Genomic DNA, 14,818 nt, shown 5'->3' on the forward strand with positions numbered 1-14,818 from the left:
AAGGGCGCCCGGAAAGAGAGAGAGACAGGCGCCCGACTGTCCCCCGCGGCGGGGTCCTTGTGAAATACGCTTTTCGAGTTTTCTTATGCCGCCCGTTCCTATCCCTTACCGCCTGCCGCGCGCGTCCACCGGCCAGATGGCAACCAGCGTGCCGCCTTCGACCACGTGGTATGCGTCATGCAGATTGACCGTGGGGTCGCAGTGCGGGGTGATGAACTCCACGCGAGCGCCCAGCGCGGGCCGCTGCGCCTGCGAGCCCGGGGGCAGCATCAGCTTGCCGTGCTCGTCGCCGAAGAAGGCGTAGCAGCTCGACGCGTCGGCGCCTTTCGCCACCAGCGGCACGCCGCTGTCGGTCGAGAAGCACTTGGTGCCGCCGTCCACCGTCACCCAGTCGGGCGCATTCGTGCTGACCACCGCCGTCTGCACGAACAGCGAGACGTCGAAGGGCGAGGGCTGTTCGCCGCTGGCCAGCACGCTCGTGTATTCGGCGTCCATGAACACATACGAGCCCGCCTGCAGTTCGGTGAACGCGTTTTCCTGCGAATCGAGGTCGTGCGTGCCGGTGCCCGCGCCCGTCACGATGTCGAAGTTCAGGCCCTGCCGCTTTGCCGCCGCGACGATGCCCGCCACGGTTTCGCGCAGGCCGGCCGCCGCCGCGCTGCGCTCGTCGCGCGACACGATGTGCTGCAGGTTGCCCGCATACGACTGCAGTCCGCGCAGTCGCAGGCGTGGCTCGGCAGCTGCCAGCGCCGCCAGCTCGAGCACCTTCGCCTGCGTGGCGGCGCCGGTGCGGTTGTAGCCCGCGCCGTAGTCCACCAGCACGTCGAGCGGGTGCGTGAGTTCGCTCGCGGCGCGCGCCAGGTCGGCCAGGTTCTGCGGGTTGTCGACCACCACCATCACGTCGCCTGGGCGCGCGCGCTGCGCCAGCTTGATGAGCCGCGCGATCTTGCTCGGCGTGACTGCGGGCGAGGTGATGAGCACGCCCGGAATGCCGCCCTGGACCATCACCTCCGCCTCGCCCAGCGTGACGCAGCTCACGCCGACGGCGCCGGCCGCCACCTGGCGCCGTGCGATCTCGACCGACTTGTGCGTCTTCACGTGCGGGCGCAGGTTGACGCCGCGGGCCTTGGCAAAGGCGGCCATTCGTTCGATGTTGCGCGTCATCGCGGGCAGCTCGATCAGCAGGGCGGGGGTGTCCAGAAGATGGCGTCCGCCGGGAACGCCGATCAGCGGCGCGTTGACTTGCAGCAGGTCTTGGGGCATCGGGGAAAAGCCTTCGTGGAGGCGCTTTGTGGAGGAGATCGGGGCGAGATGATCGCACCGAAATGCCTGCCTCCTATCTGTCGGCCGGCGGGTTCGCCTTCAGCGCCGTCATCAGCAGGCGGCCGGTGGTCTGCAGGTGCTCGGCAATCAGCGTCTGCGCCGCCTGGATGTCTCGGTTGAGCACCGCATCGAGCAGCGCCTGGTGTTCGGCCCCCACGTCCCGCGCCTGCTTCGACAGCGGCGCCGACAGCTGCCGGTAGCGTTCGCTCTGCTGGTAGAGCATCTGGTGCATGCGCAGCAGCCAGCCGTTCGGGCAACCCGCCACCAGCGCGTTGTGGAACTCCGCGTGGCTCGCCGTCCATTCGGCGCTCAGCATCGTGGGCATGGCCGCGTCGCGCTCGGCCAGCCGCGAGAGGCGGTGGTGCGCCGAGACCACGCTGCCTTCCCAGGCGAGGTCGCCGTGGCGGATGGCTTCAGCGAGGCACAGCTTTTCGATCTCGATGCGCGCCTTCACCAGCTCTTCGAGATCGGTCGCCGAAATGGGGCTCACGCGGTAGCCGCGCGCCGGCTCCGACACCACCAGCGCCTCGGCTTCCAGCATGGCGAGGCCTTCGCGCACCGCGCCTGCGCTCACGTCCAGCTCTTCTGCCAGCGCGGCGATGTTGAGCTTCGAGCCCGGCAGTAGCCGCCCGCCCACGATGGCCGTGCGCAGCTCGGTGAACACCTGTCGTGTCTGGCTCATGCCTTTCGTTTTTTCGTTCATTGCACTCCCGTCACCGCGAAAAACGGCCTGATGTTACTTGTTAACCCTAATGATCCATGGATGGCTAAACAATAGACTAACGTTGAAAGAATATATTATTTGTTCCAACATGGATAGCCGATTGGAGACATACGACATGGCCGATATCCAGCTTCGCACCCACAAAAGCCCCGAGCGCGCGGCGTTGCACAGTGTTCATTCGCTCGATGCCTTCGTCTTCACCGTGCCCGACCTCGACGAGGCCGCGCGCTTCTACGACGCCTTCGGGCTGGAGCCGAAACGTGAGGGCGACCGGCTCGACCTGTACACCGCAGGCCACCCGCACGCCTGGGGTTCGCTGTACCAGGCGCCCGGGGTGAAGAAGCTGCAGTACCTGCGCTTCGCCTGCTTCGCGGAAGACTTCGACGCCATCGCGGCGCGCATCGAGCGCCTGGGCGTGCCGCGCTGCTCGCCGCACCCGCTGGGCGACGACCGCGGCCTGTGGGTGCTGCACCCGGAGGGTTTTCCGGTGCAGGTCGTCGTGGCCGCGAAGAGCGCGCCGGACGCGGGCAGCGAGCCCGTCGTCGCGCCGCGCCCGCCCGTGGGCACTGGCGCCTCGCCGAACCGCGCGCGCATTCCGAAGGTGCATCCGCGCCGGCTCTCGCACATCCTGATGTTCTGCGCCAAGGTGCCAGAGGCTTTGCGCTTTTACGAAGACGCGCTGGGCTTGCGCGTTACCGACCGCTCGGGCGATCTCATCGTGTTCATGCACGGCGTGCACGGCAGCGACCACCACCTGATTGCGATGGCGCATTCGAACGGCCCGGGGCTGCACCACCTGAGCTGGGACGTCGCGAACATCGACGAAGTCGGCCGGGGCATGGAGCAGATGTATGCGGCCGGCCACGTGCGCGGCTGGGGCGTGGGGCGCCACGTGCTGGGCTCGAACTACTTCCACTACGTGCGCGACCCGTGGGGCAGCTACTCGGAGTACTCCTGCGACATGGACTTCGTGCCCGGCGACTTCGACTGGCGCGCCGCCGACCACCCGCCCGAAGACTCCTTCTACGCCTGGGGCCCGAAAGTGCCCGAGGACTTCGTCACCAATTTCGAGGTCGAGGCCGCCAAGGCCTGAGACCGTTTCTTCTCTGCATCCGAATCACAAAGGAATCCCATGCGTCTCCTCGCCTTCAACCATAACGGCAAGCCGGCCCTCGGCCTGCGCCTCGGCCAGGAGGTCGTCGACCTCACCGCCGAAGGCCTGCCCGCCACGCTCGATGAACTGCTGCGCGCCGGCCCCGAAGCCATGGCCGCCGCGAAGAAGGCCGGCGACGCGGCCCGCGCGCGCCTGCCGCTCGCAGGCATCGACTGGCTGCCGCCGGTGCAGTCGCCCTCCAAGGCCATTGCCGTGGGTCTCAACTACATCGACCACGCGGCCGAAAGCAAATTCGACCCGCCGACCTATCCGGTGCTGTTCCATCGCTTTCCGTCGTCTTGGGTCGGCCACAAGCAGCCGATCGTGCGTCCGCACGTGTCGACGCAGTTCGACTACGAAGGCGAGCTGCTGGTGGTCATCGGCAAGGCCGGGCGCTACATCAAGAAAGGCGATGCGCTGAACCACGTGGCGGGCTACTCGGTGTTCAACGACGGCTCCATCCGCGACTACCAGTTCAAGTCGGCGCAATGGATGATGGGCAAGAACTTCGACCGCTCGGGCTCCTTCGGCCCCGAGTTCGTCACCGCCGACGAGCTGCCTGCGGGGGCCACCGGCCTGAAGCTGCAGACGCGCCTGAACGGCACCGTGCTGCAGGACGCGAACACGCGCGACATGATCTTCGACGTCGCCACGCTGGTGTCGGTGTGCTCCGAGCCCTTCGCGCTGCAGCCGGGCGACATCATCATCGCCGGCACGCCCTCGGGCGTGGGCCTGGCGCGCAAGCCGCAGATCTTCATGAAGGCCGGCGACGCGTGCGAAGTGGAGATCGAAGGCGTGGGCCTTCTTTCGAACCCCGTCGTCGACGGAGACTGAGCAGCGGCAGCAGCACCAAGGCCGCGCTGACCAAAACAATTACGGAGACAAAAAATGAGCATCGATCGTCGTTCCTTCGTCGCGGCCGCCAGCGCTTTCGGTGCCCTCGGCACTGGCGCGCTGTTCAGCGGCACCGCCGCCGCACAGCAGCCTTCGGGCAAGCCCATCCGCGTGGGCGGCACGCTGGCGCTCACCGGGCCGCTCTCGGCCACGGGGCTCGTGCACAAGCTCACGGGCGAGATCTACGTGGAGTCGCTCAACCAGCGCGGCGGCCTGCTCGGCCGGCCGGTGGAGTGGGTGCTGAAGGACGACCAGTCCAAGCCCGACCTCGCGCGCACGCTGTACGAGCAGCTCGTGACGGCCGACAAGGTCGACCTGCTCATCGGCCCGTATGCCACGGGCGCGATTCTTTCGGCCATGGGCGTGGCCCAGCGCTACAACAAGACGCTGGTGCACCACACCTTCGGCATTCCGAGCCTGGCCAAGTACGACCAGCAGTTTCCGGCGTGGTCGCTCGGCCCCGACCCCGAGAAGACGATGCCCGCCATGGTCATGGACGCGCTGGCCACCTCGCCCAAGCCGCCGAAGACCATCGCCATCGTCACCAGCAAGTTCCCCTCGGTGCACTTCGTGGCGCTGGGCGCGCGCGAGGTGGCGAAGCAGCGCGGCCTGAAGGAGGTGTTGTTCCTCGAATGGGACTTCGGCAACCGCGACTTCGGCCCCATCGCAGGCCGGCTGAAGGAGGCCAACCCCGACTTCATCTGGAACGGCGCCATCGGCCTCGAGGGCAATCAGCTGCTCGATGCGATGAAGAAGATCGACTACGCGCCGCTGCATCACTTCTATCACGTGCCTGCGCCCGCGCCGATGCTCAAGGCGCCCGAGGCCAACGGCGCATTGGCCACCACCATCTTCGAAGACCATCCGCCGTTTACCGACAACCCGACGGCCGCCGAGTTCGTGAAGGTCTACCGCGAGCGCGCGGCGAAGGCCGGCATGCCCGACACGGCGGTGGAGACACAAGCCGCCGCGTCGTTCTCGGCCTGGCAGATCATCGAGGCCGCCGTGGTCGCCACCAAGGGCATCGACGACAAGGCCATGGCCACCTGGCTGCGCGCCAACAAGGTCGACACCATCCAGGGCAAGCTGCGCTTCAACGAGCGCGGCAACTTCGGCGACGACCTGGGCAAGGTGAAGCAGGTGCAGAACGGCAAGTGGGTGGTGGTGTGGCCGAAGGATTGGGCCGCCCCCGGCGCAAAGCTGCAGACGCGCGGGGTGACCAGCTGATGAGCTTCCCCAGTGCCACGCTGCTGGCCCAGTCGATCCTGGCGGGCCTGTTCACCGGGGCGCTCTACGGCCTGCTGGGGCTCGGCCTCAGCCTGTCGTGGGGGATGCTGCGGCAGATCAACCTCGCGCACTTCGCGCTCGCCTTTCTTGGCGCCTATCTCACTTACGAACTGTCGAGCCACCATGGTGTCGATCCGCTGCTCACGCTGGTGGTGATCGTGCCGCTGTTCTTCGTGCTGGGCGTGGCGCTGCACTGGGTGCTGACGCGTTTTCGCGTGAGCCCCTTCAACTCGCTGCTCGTCACCTTCGGCATCACCGTGATCATCGAGGCGCTCTTGCAGTGGACCTGGACGGCCGACTACCGCAAGCTCGAATCGAGCTACGCGGAGCACAAGCTGCAGATCGGCCCGCTCTACCTGCCGGTGCCCGAGCTCATCACGCTGGCGCTGGGCGTGGGCATCTCGCTTGCGGTGTGGTTCGCGCTGCGCCGCACCGACCTGGGCAAGGCGATGCGCGCCGCCGCTGAAGACGCACCCATCGCCGCCGCCTTCGGTGTGAACCAGAACGCGCTGGCGCTGATGCTCTCGGGCCTCAACGCGGCGCTGGCCGGCGTGGCGGGCGTGTGCATTGCGCTGGCGTACACGCTGTCGCCCTCGCAGATCTATGCGTGGATCGGCGTGGTGTTCGCGGCCGTGATGCTGGGCGGGCTCGGCCGCCCGCTCGGGCCGCTGATCGCGGGTTGCATCATCGGCGTGACCGAGGCCGTCACCATGACCGTCACCGCGCCATCGTGGGCGCCGCTGGTGTCGTTCTCGCTGCTGATGTTCGTGCTGCTGGTGCGGCCGGGGAGGGTGGCATGAAGCGCTCGTTCCTGCTGATTCTTGCGGCCGGCGCGGGGCTTGCCGTGGTGCCGTGGCTCGGGCTGCCGGCGTTCTACGAGTCGATCCTGTACCTGGTGCTGCACTGGGTCGCGCTGGCCACCTCGTGGAACCTGCTGTCGGGCTACTCGGGGTATTTCTCGTTCGGGCACGGTGCGTTCTTCGGCATCGGCATGTACACGACGGCCACGCTGGCAACGCGCTTCGACATTCCGTTTCTCTGGACGCTGCCGGCCGCCGCCGCGGTGGCCGCGCTGTTCGGCACGCTGCTGGGCGCCGTGGCGTTCCGCGTGCAGGCGGTGCGCGCCGAGCTGTTCTCGTTGCTCACGCTGGCCGCCACCTTCGTGGTGGCGACCATCATCCTCAACACGCCCATCGACGGCGGACCCGGCGTGTACATGAGCGCGGTGGCGGTGCCGCAGATCGGACCGACAGCTTCTGGCACCTTCTACCTGCTGGCCTTGGGCGTGGCGGTGCTGACGGTGCTGGCGTCGCTGGCCGTGTACCACTCGCGCTTCGGCACCGGGCTGTTCGCCATTCATGACGACGAAGACGTGGCCGAGGTGATGGGCGTGCCGACGTACCGCTTCAAGCTCGGCGCCTTCGCGCTCTCGTGCGGGCTGGCGGGCGTGGTGGGCGGCGTGCATGCGCTCTTCGTGTCGTACGTGACCACGGGCGATACCTTCACCATCGCGATGCCGCTCACGGTGGTGCTGATGTCGGTGCTCGGTGGCACGCGCCACTGGGCCGGGCCGATCGTCGGCGCGACTGCGATCACGCTGCTGCTGTATGCCTTCACGGGCGGCGACAGCGCGATCATCGGCAAGGGCATGACGGGGCTGGTGCTGATCGTGGTGATCCTCTTCATGCCCGAAGGCCTGCTGGGGCAGGCGCTGAAGTGGTGGAACGCTCGGCGCGGTGCGCCCGCGGCCTCGTCCGCGCCGGTCCATGTGGCCGTGGCTGATGAAGCGAAAAAGCCCGCTGCCATCACCGGCGAAGTGCTGCTGCGTGCCGAGGGCGTGCGCAAGTCCTTCAAGGGCGTGCACGCGCTGCGCGGCGTGAGCCTCGAAGTGCGGCGCGGCGAGATCCTCGGCCTGCTCGGGCCCAACGGCTCTGGCAAGTCGACCTTCATCAATGTCGTGAGTGGCCACTATGCGGTGACAGCCGGGGTCATCGAGTTCGAGGGGCGACGCATCTCGGGCGTGCCGGCGCACCGCATCGCGCAGGGCGGCATTGCGCGCACGTACCAGATCCCACGTCCCTTCGCGCACCTGACGGTGCTGGAGAACGTGGCGCTGCCTGCGATGTTCGGCGCAGCCGCGCTCGACCGCAGGACGGCCGAGGCCGAAGCCTGGCAATGGCTGGCCTTCACAGGCCTGACCGAGCGCGCGCACGCCTTGCCGGCGGAACTGAACCTGCACCAGCGCAAGTTCCTGGAGTTCGCGCGCGCACTGGCCTCGCGGCCGCAGGTGCTGATGCTCGACGAGGTGCTGTCGGGCCTCACGCCGTCAGAAATCGACGAGGCCGTGGCGCTGATCCGCCGCATCCGCGACCAGGGCGCGACCATCGTCTTCGTCGAGCACGTGATGCGCGCGGTGATGGCGCTGTGCGACCGCATCGTGGTCTTCAACCGCGGCGAGGTGCTGGCCGAAGGCGCGCCGCATGACGTGATGCAGCGGCCCGAGGTGGTGTCGGCCTACCTGGGCCAGGCCATGGAGCCGGAGGCGCCCGCCGCGCCAGCCGCCGCGTCGTCCGCGGCGGGTGTCGAAAGGGAGCTGGCACATGCTTGAACTCGAATCCATCCGCGTTGCCTACGGGCAGGCCACCGCGCTGTGGGATGTGTCGCTGTCCATCGGCAAGGGCGAACTGCTGTGCATCGTCGGGCCGAACAGCGCGGGCAAGAGCACGCTCATCAATGCGGTGGCGGGGCTGCACCGCATCGGCGCAGGGCGCATGCGCTTCGAGGGACAGGACATCTCGCGCCTGGCGCCGCATCGCTTCTGCGCCCAGGGCATCGCGCTGGTGCCGGAGGGGCGGCGCCTGTTCACCGAGATGACGGTGCGCGAGAACCTGGAGCTCGGCAGCTACCTGCGCGCGGCGCGGCTGGAGCGCGCTCGCTCGATGGAGCACGTCTGCACGCTGTTCCCGGCGCTGACGGAGAAGCTGGAGCAGCCGGCCGGTTCGCTATCGGGCGGCCAGCAGCAGATGGTGGCCATCGGCCGCGCGCTCATGGCGCGCCCCAAGCTGCTGCTGCTCGACGAGCCCTCGCTGGGGCTGGCGCCGAGCATCGTGCTCGACATGTTCACCGCCATCCGGCGCATCCATGCCGACGGCATCGCGGTGCTGCTGGTGGAGCAGAACGTGGGCATGGCGCTCGACGTGGCCGAGCGCGCCGCGGTGCTGGAAGAAGGGCGCATCGTCGCGCTGGGCCGGCCGGAAGAACTGATGGCGCGGCCGGAGCTGCGGCGCGCCTACCTGGGGCTGGATGCCGATGCCGCAGAGGGTGACGCTATGCCGGGTGCGACGGCCCATGGTGCCCGGGCCGCCGCAGCGCCAGCCACCACAGCAGCGCGGCATTGATCGCCCAGCTGCCGGCCAGCATCATCAGCGCCGTGTTCGCGACGCCGGGCGAGAGGTCGAGCGTCAGCAGGCTCAGCGACCACGGCAACCCGCCCGCGATGGCGACCAGCATGCCGGCCTCGCTGTCGGGCACGACAGCACAGGCCAGGATGCAGACGGCGCCGGTGATCGTGTAGATCAGTGCGGCGGCGCGCCATCCGGGGCGTTGGGGCGGTCGTGAATTTGCGGGCATGCCTTGAGCATCGCCGATCCCGCATCAAGCCGTGAAGGCCTGTTACGCGAAGGGGCGTAGTGTTTTGGCGACGCCGTGTTCAGTGGCTTGCCAACTTCTGCACGCTTGGGGCGATTGGTGCTTCAGGCAGCGCGGCTTCGATGCCGAGCGCCAGTGCCAGCAGCGCCGTGTCGGTGCCTTGCGCGCCGGTTAATTCCAGCCCGGCAGGCAGGCCGTTGGAGGCGAGGCCCATCGGCAGGCTCACCGCCGGCAAGCCCGCCATGCCGGCCGGGCCGGTGTTGCGGATGTAGGCCGAAAAAGCCGAGGTGGGGCGGCCGCACAGCGTTACTTCCACGTCTTCGCCGAGACGCGCGGCGGTCAGCGGGCTGGTCGGGAAGACGAGGGCGGCCAGGTCGTGCCGCGCGAAGCAATTGCGGTACGCCGCCTGCATGCGCGGGCGCAGGGTGTGCAGCGCGTGGGCGTAGGCCTCGGGCGTGATGGCCGTCGCGCCGAAGAGGCGTTCGAACAGCGGGCGCACGTCGGGGCTGACCACCGCGTCGGTGAGCGTGCGAGCGTCGAAGGGGCGGTCGTGCCGCGCGAAGTAGGCGGCCAGCGCGGGCAGGATCTCGTGCAGCGAGATCGTCATCGATCCTTCCTGGAACAGTGCGCCGGCTTCGGCCAGGTCGCAAGGCACCAGCACGGCGCCGGCTGCGCGCAATAGTTCGAGGCGCTCGCGGGCCAGTTCGGCCACGGGCGGATCGACCTCTTCCCAGAAGTAGGCTTCGGGCACGCCAAGGCGCACGCCTGTGAGCGGTGTCGAGGCAATCTGCAGCGGCCCGCCGGCCACCGCGTGGTCGACCAGCACGCAGTCGTCCACGCAGCGCGCCATGACGCCGGCGGTGTCGAAGGTCGGCGATATCGGCACCAGCCCTTCGTCCGGCCAGCGGTGCACCGTCGGCCTGAAGCCCACCAGCCCGCACAGCGCGGCCGGCACGCGCACCGAGCCGCCCGTGTCGGTGCCGATGGCTGCCGGCGCGGCGCGCATACCCAGCAGCGCAGCGTTGCCGCCGCTGGAGCCGCCCGTGACGCGTGCAGCGTCGAACGGATTGCGCGACGGCCCGAAGCCGTGGTTGTTGCCGGTAACGCCCTGCGACCACTCGTGCAGATTCGTCTTGCCGAGCACCAGCGCGCCTGCGTCGATCAACCGCTGCGTCACGCCGGCGTGCATACGCGGCCGGTGGTCCGCCATCCACGGGCTGCCGGCCGTGGTCGGCATGCCGGCGACGTCGATGTTGTCCTTGAAGGCGAGCGGCACGCCATATAGAGGCAGCGTTCCCGGCGCGGGGCGCGGCGCTGCATCGAGCGCGGCGGCGGCTGCGCGAAGCGCCGCGGGGTCCTGGTGGAGCAGGGCGCCGAAGGGTGCGATTGCGCTGGCGCGTTCCAGCAGCGCCTGCGCGTAGTCGGTGGCGCGCAGTTCGCCGCGCGCCATCTGCCCGGCGGCCTCGCGGGCGGAAAGATCGGTCAGCGCATGGATTCGGTTCATGAAGGCTCGAAGTGGGGCGGAAGCTGCACTCCGGTGCATGTTTCGGGCCAATTCGCGCTTCTGACGCCAGAAAACAGGCTGAAATTGCATGGCATGGATACTGCTTAAAGAGTTTTTTGTATCCATGAGGCCATCCAATGTCTTTCAAGTCCTTGCGTATCCTGGCCGCCGTCGCAACGTCGATGGCTCTTCTGGCGGGCATGCCCGCGTCTGCCGCCGAGAAGGTCTCGTTGCGCCTCAAGTGGCTGGCGCAGGCGCAGTTCGCCGGCTTCTATGTAGCCAAGGCCAAGGGCTTCTATGACCAGGGCGGCCTCGACCTGACGATCAACCCGGGCGGTCCCAACCTGAACGTCGAGACGCTGGTCGCCTCGGGCAACGACACCTTCGGCCTGGCCGGCGGCACCGAGACCGTGCTGCTCGCCCGCGAAAAGGGCCTGCCGCTGGTCTGCATCGGCGTGACCGTGCAGAACACGCCCTTCACATACGTGACCTACAAGGACTCCGGCATCACCAAGGTGAAGGACTTCGCGGGCAAGAAGGTCGCGACCTGGTTCACCGGCACGCAGTACACGCTGTACTCGATGCTCGCCTCGGCCGGCGTGAAGCAGAGCGACCTCACCATCGTTCCCCAGTCGGGCTCCATGGCGCCCTTCGTCGAGAAGCAGTTCGACGTGGCCGCGGCCACCTACTACAACGAGCTCAACACGCTGAAGGAGCAGGGCCTGGGCGACAAGCTCACGCTCATCAAGCCCGACGACTACGGCGTGGTCGTGCAGCAGGACACCGTGCTCGTGTCGGAGAAGTACCGCAACGAGAAGCCGCAGCAGGTGCAGGCCTTCCTGACCGCCACCATCAAGGGCTGGAAGTACGCGCTGCAGAACAAGAAGGAAGCCATCGACATCGTCATGGCCGCCGCCCCCAGCCTGAACCGCGCGCACCAGGAAGCCATGCTCGATGAATTCGAGAAGCTCGTGAAGGCCGGCAAGGGCACCACCGACGGCATCCTCGCCATCGACCTGCCCACGGTGGAGAAGATGCAGGCGCAGCTCGTCGGCTACAAGGCGCTGAAGGCGCCGGCCGATCTGTCGAAGGCCTACGACGCCAGCTTCTGGACGCAGGTGCCCGCGGCCGACAAGAAGTTCTGAGCCGCATCGCCGCAGCCATGAAATTCATGCCTCACGAAGTGATGCCGCCCGCCGTGAGCGACACGGCGCCGCCCATGCTCGAGTTGGTCAACGTATGGAAGCGCTTCGGTGAAGCGCAGGCCAGGACCGTCGCGGTGTCGGGCGTCAACCTGCGGATCGCGAAGAGCGAGTTCGTCACGCTCGTGGGCCCCTCGGGTTGCGGCAAGTCGACCCTCTTCAACATGATCGCGGGCCTGCTGCCGCCCGACGACGACGGCTCGCTGCTGTTCGGCGGCGCACCGCAGCGCGACGGCCAGCTGCTCGGCAAGGTGTCGTTCATGCCGCAGCGCGACTTGCTGTTTCCATGGCGCACCGTGCTCGACAACGCCATCCTCGCGCTCGAGGTGGAAGGCGTGCCGCGCAAGGAAGCGCGCGAACGGGCCCGCGCCATGCTGCCCGAGTTCGGCCTGGCGGGTTTCGCCAACCACTATCCGCACCAGCTCTCGGGCGGCATGCGCCAGCGTGTCGCGCTGATGCGCACCTTCCTGTTCGAGCGCGACCTGATGCTGCTCGACGAACCCTTCGGCGCACTCGACGCGCTCACGCGCACCCGCATGCAGCACTGGCTGCTGGAGCTCTGGGCCAGGCACCGCCGCACGGTGCTGTTCATCACGCACGACATCGACGAAGCGATCCTGCTCGGCGACAAGGTGCTGGTGATGACGGCGCGCCCCGGCACGGTGAAGAGCGAGACCGTGATCGACCTGCCGCGCCCGCGCGACCCGTCGGTGGTGCTGTCGCCTGAGTTCATCCGCATCAAGCAGCGCCTGCTGGCCGAGATCGAGGAAGAAAGCCAGAAGACCTTCGCGCAGGAGGGCACCGCTTCGTGAACGCCCTCTTGCAGCGCGCAGTGCGCTCGCCCGCGCTGGCCTTCGTGGGCCTGGCGCTGGTGTGGGAGATCTGCGTGCACGCCTTCGCGCCGTCGCCGCGCTACCTGCCGGCGCTGAGCGCCATCGCGCAGGACGCGTGGTCGGTGTGGCCGCAGCTCATGCGTGGCTTCGGCCGCACGCTGCTCGAAACCGTGCTCGGCTTCGCGATGGGCGCGGTGTTCGGCTGCGCCTGCGGCACGGTGTTCACCTATTCGCGCTGGATGGAGCGCTCGGTGTTCCCGCTGTTCGTGGTGTCGCAGACGGTGCCGGTGGTGGCCTTCGGCGCGCTCATCGTCATCTGGTTCGGCAATTCGCTGCTGGCCAAGGTGATGACGGCGTTCTTCCTGACCTTCTTCCCCGTCACGGTGAACACGCTGCGCGGCCTGAAGTCGTGCGACCCGCAGCGCATTGCGCTGATGAAGAGCTTCGGCGCCAACCGCCTGGTGATGTTCTTCAAGCTGGCCGTGCCTTCGGCGCTGCCGCAGATCATGGTCGGGCTGCGCGTGGCCATTGGCCTCAGCCTGATCGGCTCGGTGGTGGGCGAATGGTTCGGCGAAACCGTGGGCCTGGGCGTGATGCTCATGGAGGCGATGAACGCCGACCTCGTGGTGCGCCTGTGGGTGGTGATGTTTGCCTGCGGGCTGATGGGTGCGCTGCTCTACGGGCTGCTCACCTTCGTGGAAAGGAGGCTCGTATGGTGGCGCAGCGAAAGCTGATGGAATCGCCCGTCGTGCCGGTGGTGCTGGGCATCGTCGTGCTGCTCGCGGTGTGGGAGGGCGCGATATTGCTCTTCAAGATTCCGCCGTTCGTGCTGCCGAGCCTGGGCACGATCGTGCAGCATGCGTTCACCGACACGGGGCGCTTGATGAGCGCATTGCTGGCCACGCTGGGCGAGGCGCTCGGCGGCTATGCACTGGGCAGCGTGCTCGGGCTGTTGCTGGCCGTGGTGTTGCTGCTGGCTCCACCGCTGGAGCGCATCGTGATGCCGCTTGCGGTGGCGGTGAACGCCGTGCCGACCGTGGCCTATGCGCCGCTGTTCCTGATCTGGTTCGGCCTCGGTGCCGCTTCGAAGATCGCGCTGGTGGCGCTGGCTGTCGGCTTCACCATGCTGGTGAATGCGCTGCACGGCCTGAAGCAGGCCGACATTGCGGCCGTGAACCTGATGCGCAGCTTCGGGGCAGGGCAGCTGAAGATCGTGTGGCGCCTGCGCCTGCCGGTGGCAATGCCCTCGGTGGTCACTGCCCTGCGCATCGGCGTGCCGCGCAGCATGATCGTCGCGATCGTCGGCGAGATGCTGGGCGCCTATGCGGGGCTCGGGCGAATGATCTATGAATCGACCCAGCAGGTCGACTTGCTGAGCGTGTGGTCGGCAGTGCTTGTTGCATCGATTGCGAGCATGGTCTTCTACGGCCTGCTGGTATGGATCGATCAGAAACTCGTGTGGTGGCGCTGATGGCAAAGACGAATCCCGCGGCATACCCCGACACCGAAGCCGAGCTGCGCGTGCAGCTCGCCGCCTGCTATCGGCTGGTGGCGCACTTCGGCATGGACGACCTGATCTACAACCACATCTCGGCACGCGTGCCGGGGCCGGAACATCACTTTCTCATCAACCCCTACGGGCTGCTGTTCTCTGAAGTGACGGCTTCGTCGCTGGTGAAGATCAACCTGGACGGCAACAAGGTGGACGACACGGACGCCGAAGTGAACCAGGCCGGCTTCGTGATCCACAGTGCCATTCACGCAGGCCGGCCCGACGCGCTGTGCGTGCTGCACACCCACTCCGAGGCCGGCACCGCCATTGCCGCCATGCCCAACGGCCTGGCGCCGCTGAGCCAGTTCGCGATGCGCTACCAGGGCCATACCGCCTTCCACGACTACGAAGGCGTGGCGCTGGAAACCGGCGAGCGCGAGCGGCTGGTGCGCGACCTGGGCCCGCACCACACGCTGGTGCTGCGCAACCACGGCATCCTGACGGTGGGCCGCACGATTCCCGAGGCCTTCATCCTCATGTACTACTTCGAGAAGGCTGCCAAGGTGCAACTGCTCGCGCAGGGCGGTGTGGCGCCCGGCGAATCGCTGGTGTACCCGCAGCCCGAAGTGAGCGATCTGGCCGCGCGCCAGTTCACCGAATTCGCCGGCGACATCCTGCCGCCCGGCACGCGCGAATGGCCTGCGTTCCTGCGCATGCTGGAGCGCACCCAACCCGACTACCGGCTTTGAGTGTCGGCA

General features: G+C 67.8%; 15 protein-coding genes. 11 read left to right on the plus strand and 4 right to left on the minus strand.

The annotated features are described in order from the left end of the window. Positions 1-105: 105 nt before the first annotated feature. Both AC07O3_RS01345 and AC07O3_RS01350 read right to left on the minus strand, forming a co-directional pair. Positions 106-1,263 carry a DSD1 family PLP-dependent enzyme gene (locus AC07O3_RS01345; protein WP_495338383.1) on the minus strand — a complete coding sequence of 386 codons (1,158 nt, stop codon included), beginning with the start codon at positions 1,261-1,263 and terminating at the stop codon, positions 106-108. Positions 1,264-1,336: 73 nt separating this feature from the next. After that, positions 1,337-2,005 carry a GntR family transcriptional regulator gene (locus AC07O3_RS01350; protein WP_176928732.1) on the minus strand — a complete coding sequence of 223 codons (669 nt, stop codon included), beginning with the start codon at positions 2,003-2,005 and terminating at the stop codon, positions 1,337-1,339. Positions 2,006-2,162: 157 nt separating this feature from the next. On the opposite strand from AC07O3_RS01350, the gene AC07O3_RS01355 reads away from it, so the two are divergent. From AC07O3_RS01355 to AC07O3_RS01380, 6 genes are read left to right on the plus strand one after another with little or no spacing between them, the layout of a single operon-like run. Next, the gene (locus AC07O3_RS01355; protein WP_495338384.1) at positions 2,163-3,140 is read left to right on the plus strand and encodes a VOC family protein; all 978 of its coding nucleotides are present in this window, start codon (positions 2,163-2,165) and stop codon (positions 3,138-3,140) included. A gap of 39 nt (positions 3,141-3,179) precedes the next feature. After that, positions 3,180-4,034: a fumarylacetoacetate hydrolase family protein gene (locus tag AC07O3_RS01360; RefSeq protein ID WP_495338385.1), complete on the plus strand. Its 855-nt coding sequence runs from the start codon at positions 3,180-3,182 to the stop codon at positions 4,032-4,034. Positions 4,035-4,088: 54 nt separating this feature from the next. Beyond that, positions 4,089-5,321 carry an amino acid ABC transporter substrate-binding protein gene (locus tag AC07O3_RS01365; RefSeq protein WP_426392677.1) on the plus strand — a complete coding sequence of 411 codons (1,233 nt, stop codon included), beginning with the start codon at positions 4,089-4,091 and terminating at the stop codon, positions 5,319-5,321. Further along, the gene (locus AC07O3_RS01370) at positions 5,321-6,181 is read left to right on the plus strand and encodes a branched-chain amino acid ABC transporter permease (RefSeq protein ID WP_176928731.1); all 861 of its coding nucleotides are present in this window, start codon (positions 5,321-5,323) and stop codon (positions 6,179-6,181) included. The genes AC07O3_RS01365 and AC07O3_RS01370 overlap by 1 nt, the downstream gene beginning before the upstream one ends. Further along, on the plus strand, positions 6,178-7,989 hold the full coding sequence (locus AC07O3_RS01375; RefSeq protein WP_495338386.1) for a branched-chain amino acid ABC transporter ATP-binding protein/permease: 1,812 nt from the start codon (positions 6,178-6,180) through the stop codon (positions 7,987-7,989). Before AC07O3_RS01370 ends, AC07O3_RS01375 begins: the two co-directional genes overlap by 4 nt. Further along, positions 7,982-8,779, plus strand: a complete 798-nt coding sequence (locus AC07O3_RS01380) for an ABC transporter ATP-binding protein (protein ID WP_495338387.1) — start codon at positions 7,982-7,984, stop codon at positions 8,777-8,779. Before AC07O3_RS01375 ends, AC07O3_RS01380 begins: the two co-directional genes overlap by 8 nt. Here AC07O3_RS01380 and AC07O3_RS01385 read toward each other — a convergent pair. Further along, positions 8,709-9,011 carry a hypothetical protein gene (locus AC07O3_RS01385; RefSeq protein WP_093052060.1) on the minus strand — a complete coding sequence of 101 codons (303 nt, stop codon included), beginning with the start codon at positions 9,009-9,011 and terminating at the stop codon, positions 8,709-8,711. The genes AC07O3_RS01380 and AC07O3_RS01385 overlap by 71 nt on opposite strands. A 79-nt stretch (positions 9,012-9,090) precedes the next feature. After that, positions 9,091-10,533, minus strand: coding sequence for an amidase family protein (locus AC07O3_RS01390; RefSeq protein ID WP_495338388.1), 1,443 nt, complete (start codon positions 10,531-10,533; stop codon positions 9,091-9,093). Positions 10,534-10,670: 137 nt separating this feature from the next. Between AC07O3_RS01390 and AC07O3_RS01395 the strand changes: the two genes are divergently transcribed. The 5 genes from AC07O3_RS01395 to AC07O3_RS01415 are packed head-to-tail and all read left to right on the plus strand — an operon-like array spanning position 10,671 to position 14,809. Next, positions 10,671-11,678: an ABC transporter substrate-binding protein gene (locus tag AC07O3_RS01395; protein ID WP_093052056.1), complete on the plus strand. Its 1,008-nt coding sequence runs from the start codon at positions 10,671-10,673 to the stop codon at positions 11,676-11,678. 17 nt (positions 11,679-11,695) lie between these two features. After that, positions 11,696-12,547, plus strand: a complete 852-nt coding sequence (locus AC07O3_RS01400) for an ABC transporter ATP-binding protein (protein ID WP_093078147.1) — start codon at positions 11,696-11,698, stop codon at positions 12,545-12,547. After that, positions 12,544-13,302 (plus strand): ABC transporter permease, encoded by a 759-nt coding sequence (locus AC07O3_RS01405; RefSeq protein ID WP_093052050.1) that lies wholly within the window; start codon positions 12,544-12,546, stop codon positions 13,300-13,302. Before AC07O3_RS01400 ends, AC07O3_RS01405 begins: the two co-directional genes overlap by 4 nt. Continuing rightward, positions 13,281-14,039, plus strand: coding sequence for an ABC transporter permease (locus AC07O3_RS01410; protein ID WP_495338389.1), 759 nt, complete (start codon positions 13,281-13,283; stop codon positions 14,037-14,039). The genes AC07O3_RS01405 and AC07O3_RS01410 overlap by 22 nt, the downstream gene beginning before the upstream one ends. Continuing rightward, complete coding sequence (locus AC07O3_RS01415) at positions 14,006-14,809, plus strand: class II aldolase/adducin family protein (RefSeq protein ID WP_495338390.1); 804 nt, start codon at positions 14,006-14,008, stop codon at positions 14,807-14,809. Before AC07O3_RS01410 ends, AC07O3_RS01415 begins: the two co-directional genes overlap by 34 nt. The last annotated feature ends 9 nt before the right edge of the window (positions 14,810-14,818 follow it).

The sequence above is a fragment of the Variovorax sp. GW821-FHT09D05 genome (genome assembly GCF_059416325.1).

What these genes read in the sequence shown, in the direction of transcription:
- AC07O3_RS01345 (WP_495338383.1), bottom strand. Translation starts at nt 1,263, where the DNA reads ATGCCCCAAGACCTGCTGCAAGTCAACGCGCCGCTGATCGGCGTTCCC.
- AC07O3_RS01350 (WP_176928732.1), bottom strand. Translation starts at nt 2,005, where the DNA reads ATGAGCCAGACACGACAGGTGTTCACCGAGCTGCGCACGGCCATCGTG.
- AC07O3_RS01355 (WP_495338384.1), top strand. Translation starts at nt 2,163, where the DNA reads ATGGCCGATATCCAGCTTCGCACCCACAAAAGCCCCGAGCGCGCGGCG.
- AC07O3_RS01360 (WP_495338385.1), top strand. Translation starts at nt 3,180, where the DNA reads ATGCGTCTCCTCGCCTTCAACCATAACGGCAAGCCGGCCCTCGGCCTG.
- AC07O3_RS01365 (WP_426392677.1), top strand. Translation starts at nt 4,089, where the DNA reads ATGAGCATCGATCGTCGTTCCTTCGTCGCGGCCGCCAGCGCTTTCGGT.
- AC07O3_RS01370 (WP_176928731.1), top strand. Translation starts at nt 5,321, where the DNA reads ATGAGCTTCCCCAGTGCCACGCTGCTGGCCCAGTCGATCCTGGCGGGC.
- AC07O3_RS01375 (WP_495338386.1), top strand. Translation starts at nt 6,178, where the DNA reads ATGAAGCGCTCGTTCCTGCTGATTCTTGCGGCCGGCGCGGGGCTTGCC.
- AC07O3_RS01380 (WP_495338387.1), top strand. Translation starts at nt 7,982, where the DNA reads ATGCTTGAACTCGAATCCATCCGCGTTGCCTACGGGCAGGCCACCGCG.
- AC07O3_RS01385 (WP_093052060.1), bottom strand. Translation starts at nt 9,011, where the DNA reads ATGCCCGCAAATTCACGACCGCCCCAACGCCCCGGATGGCGCGCCGCC.
- AC07O3_RS01390 (WP_495338388.1), bottom strand. Translation starts at nt 10,533, where the DNA reads ATGAACCGAATCCATGCGCTGACCGATCTTTCCGCCCGCGAGGCCGCC.
- AC07O3_RS01395 (WP_093052056.1), top strand. Translation starts at nt 10,671, where the DNA reads ATGTCTTTCAAGTCCTTGCGTATCCTGGCCGCCGTCGCAACGTCGATG.
- AC07O3_RS01400 (WP_093078147.1), top strand. Translation starts at nt 11,696, where the DNA reads ATGAAATTCATGCCTCACGAAGTGATGCCGCCCGCCGTGAGCGACACG.
- AC07O3_RS01410 (WP_495338389.1), top strand. Translation starts at nt 13,281, where the DNA reads ATGGTGGCGCAGCGAAAGCTGATGGAATCGCCCGTCGTGCCGGTGGTG.
- AC07O3_RS01415 (WP_495338390.1), top strand. Translation starts at nt 14,006, where the DNA reads ATGGATCGATCAGAAACTCGTGTGGTGGCGCTGATGGCAAAGACGAAT.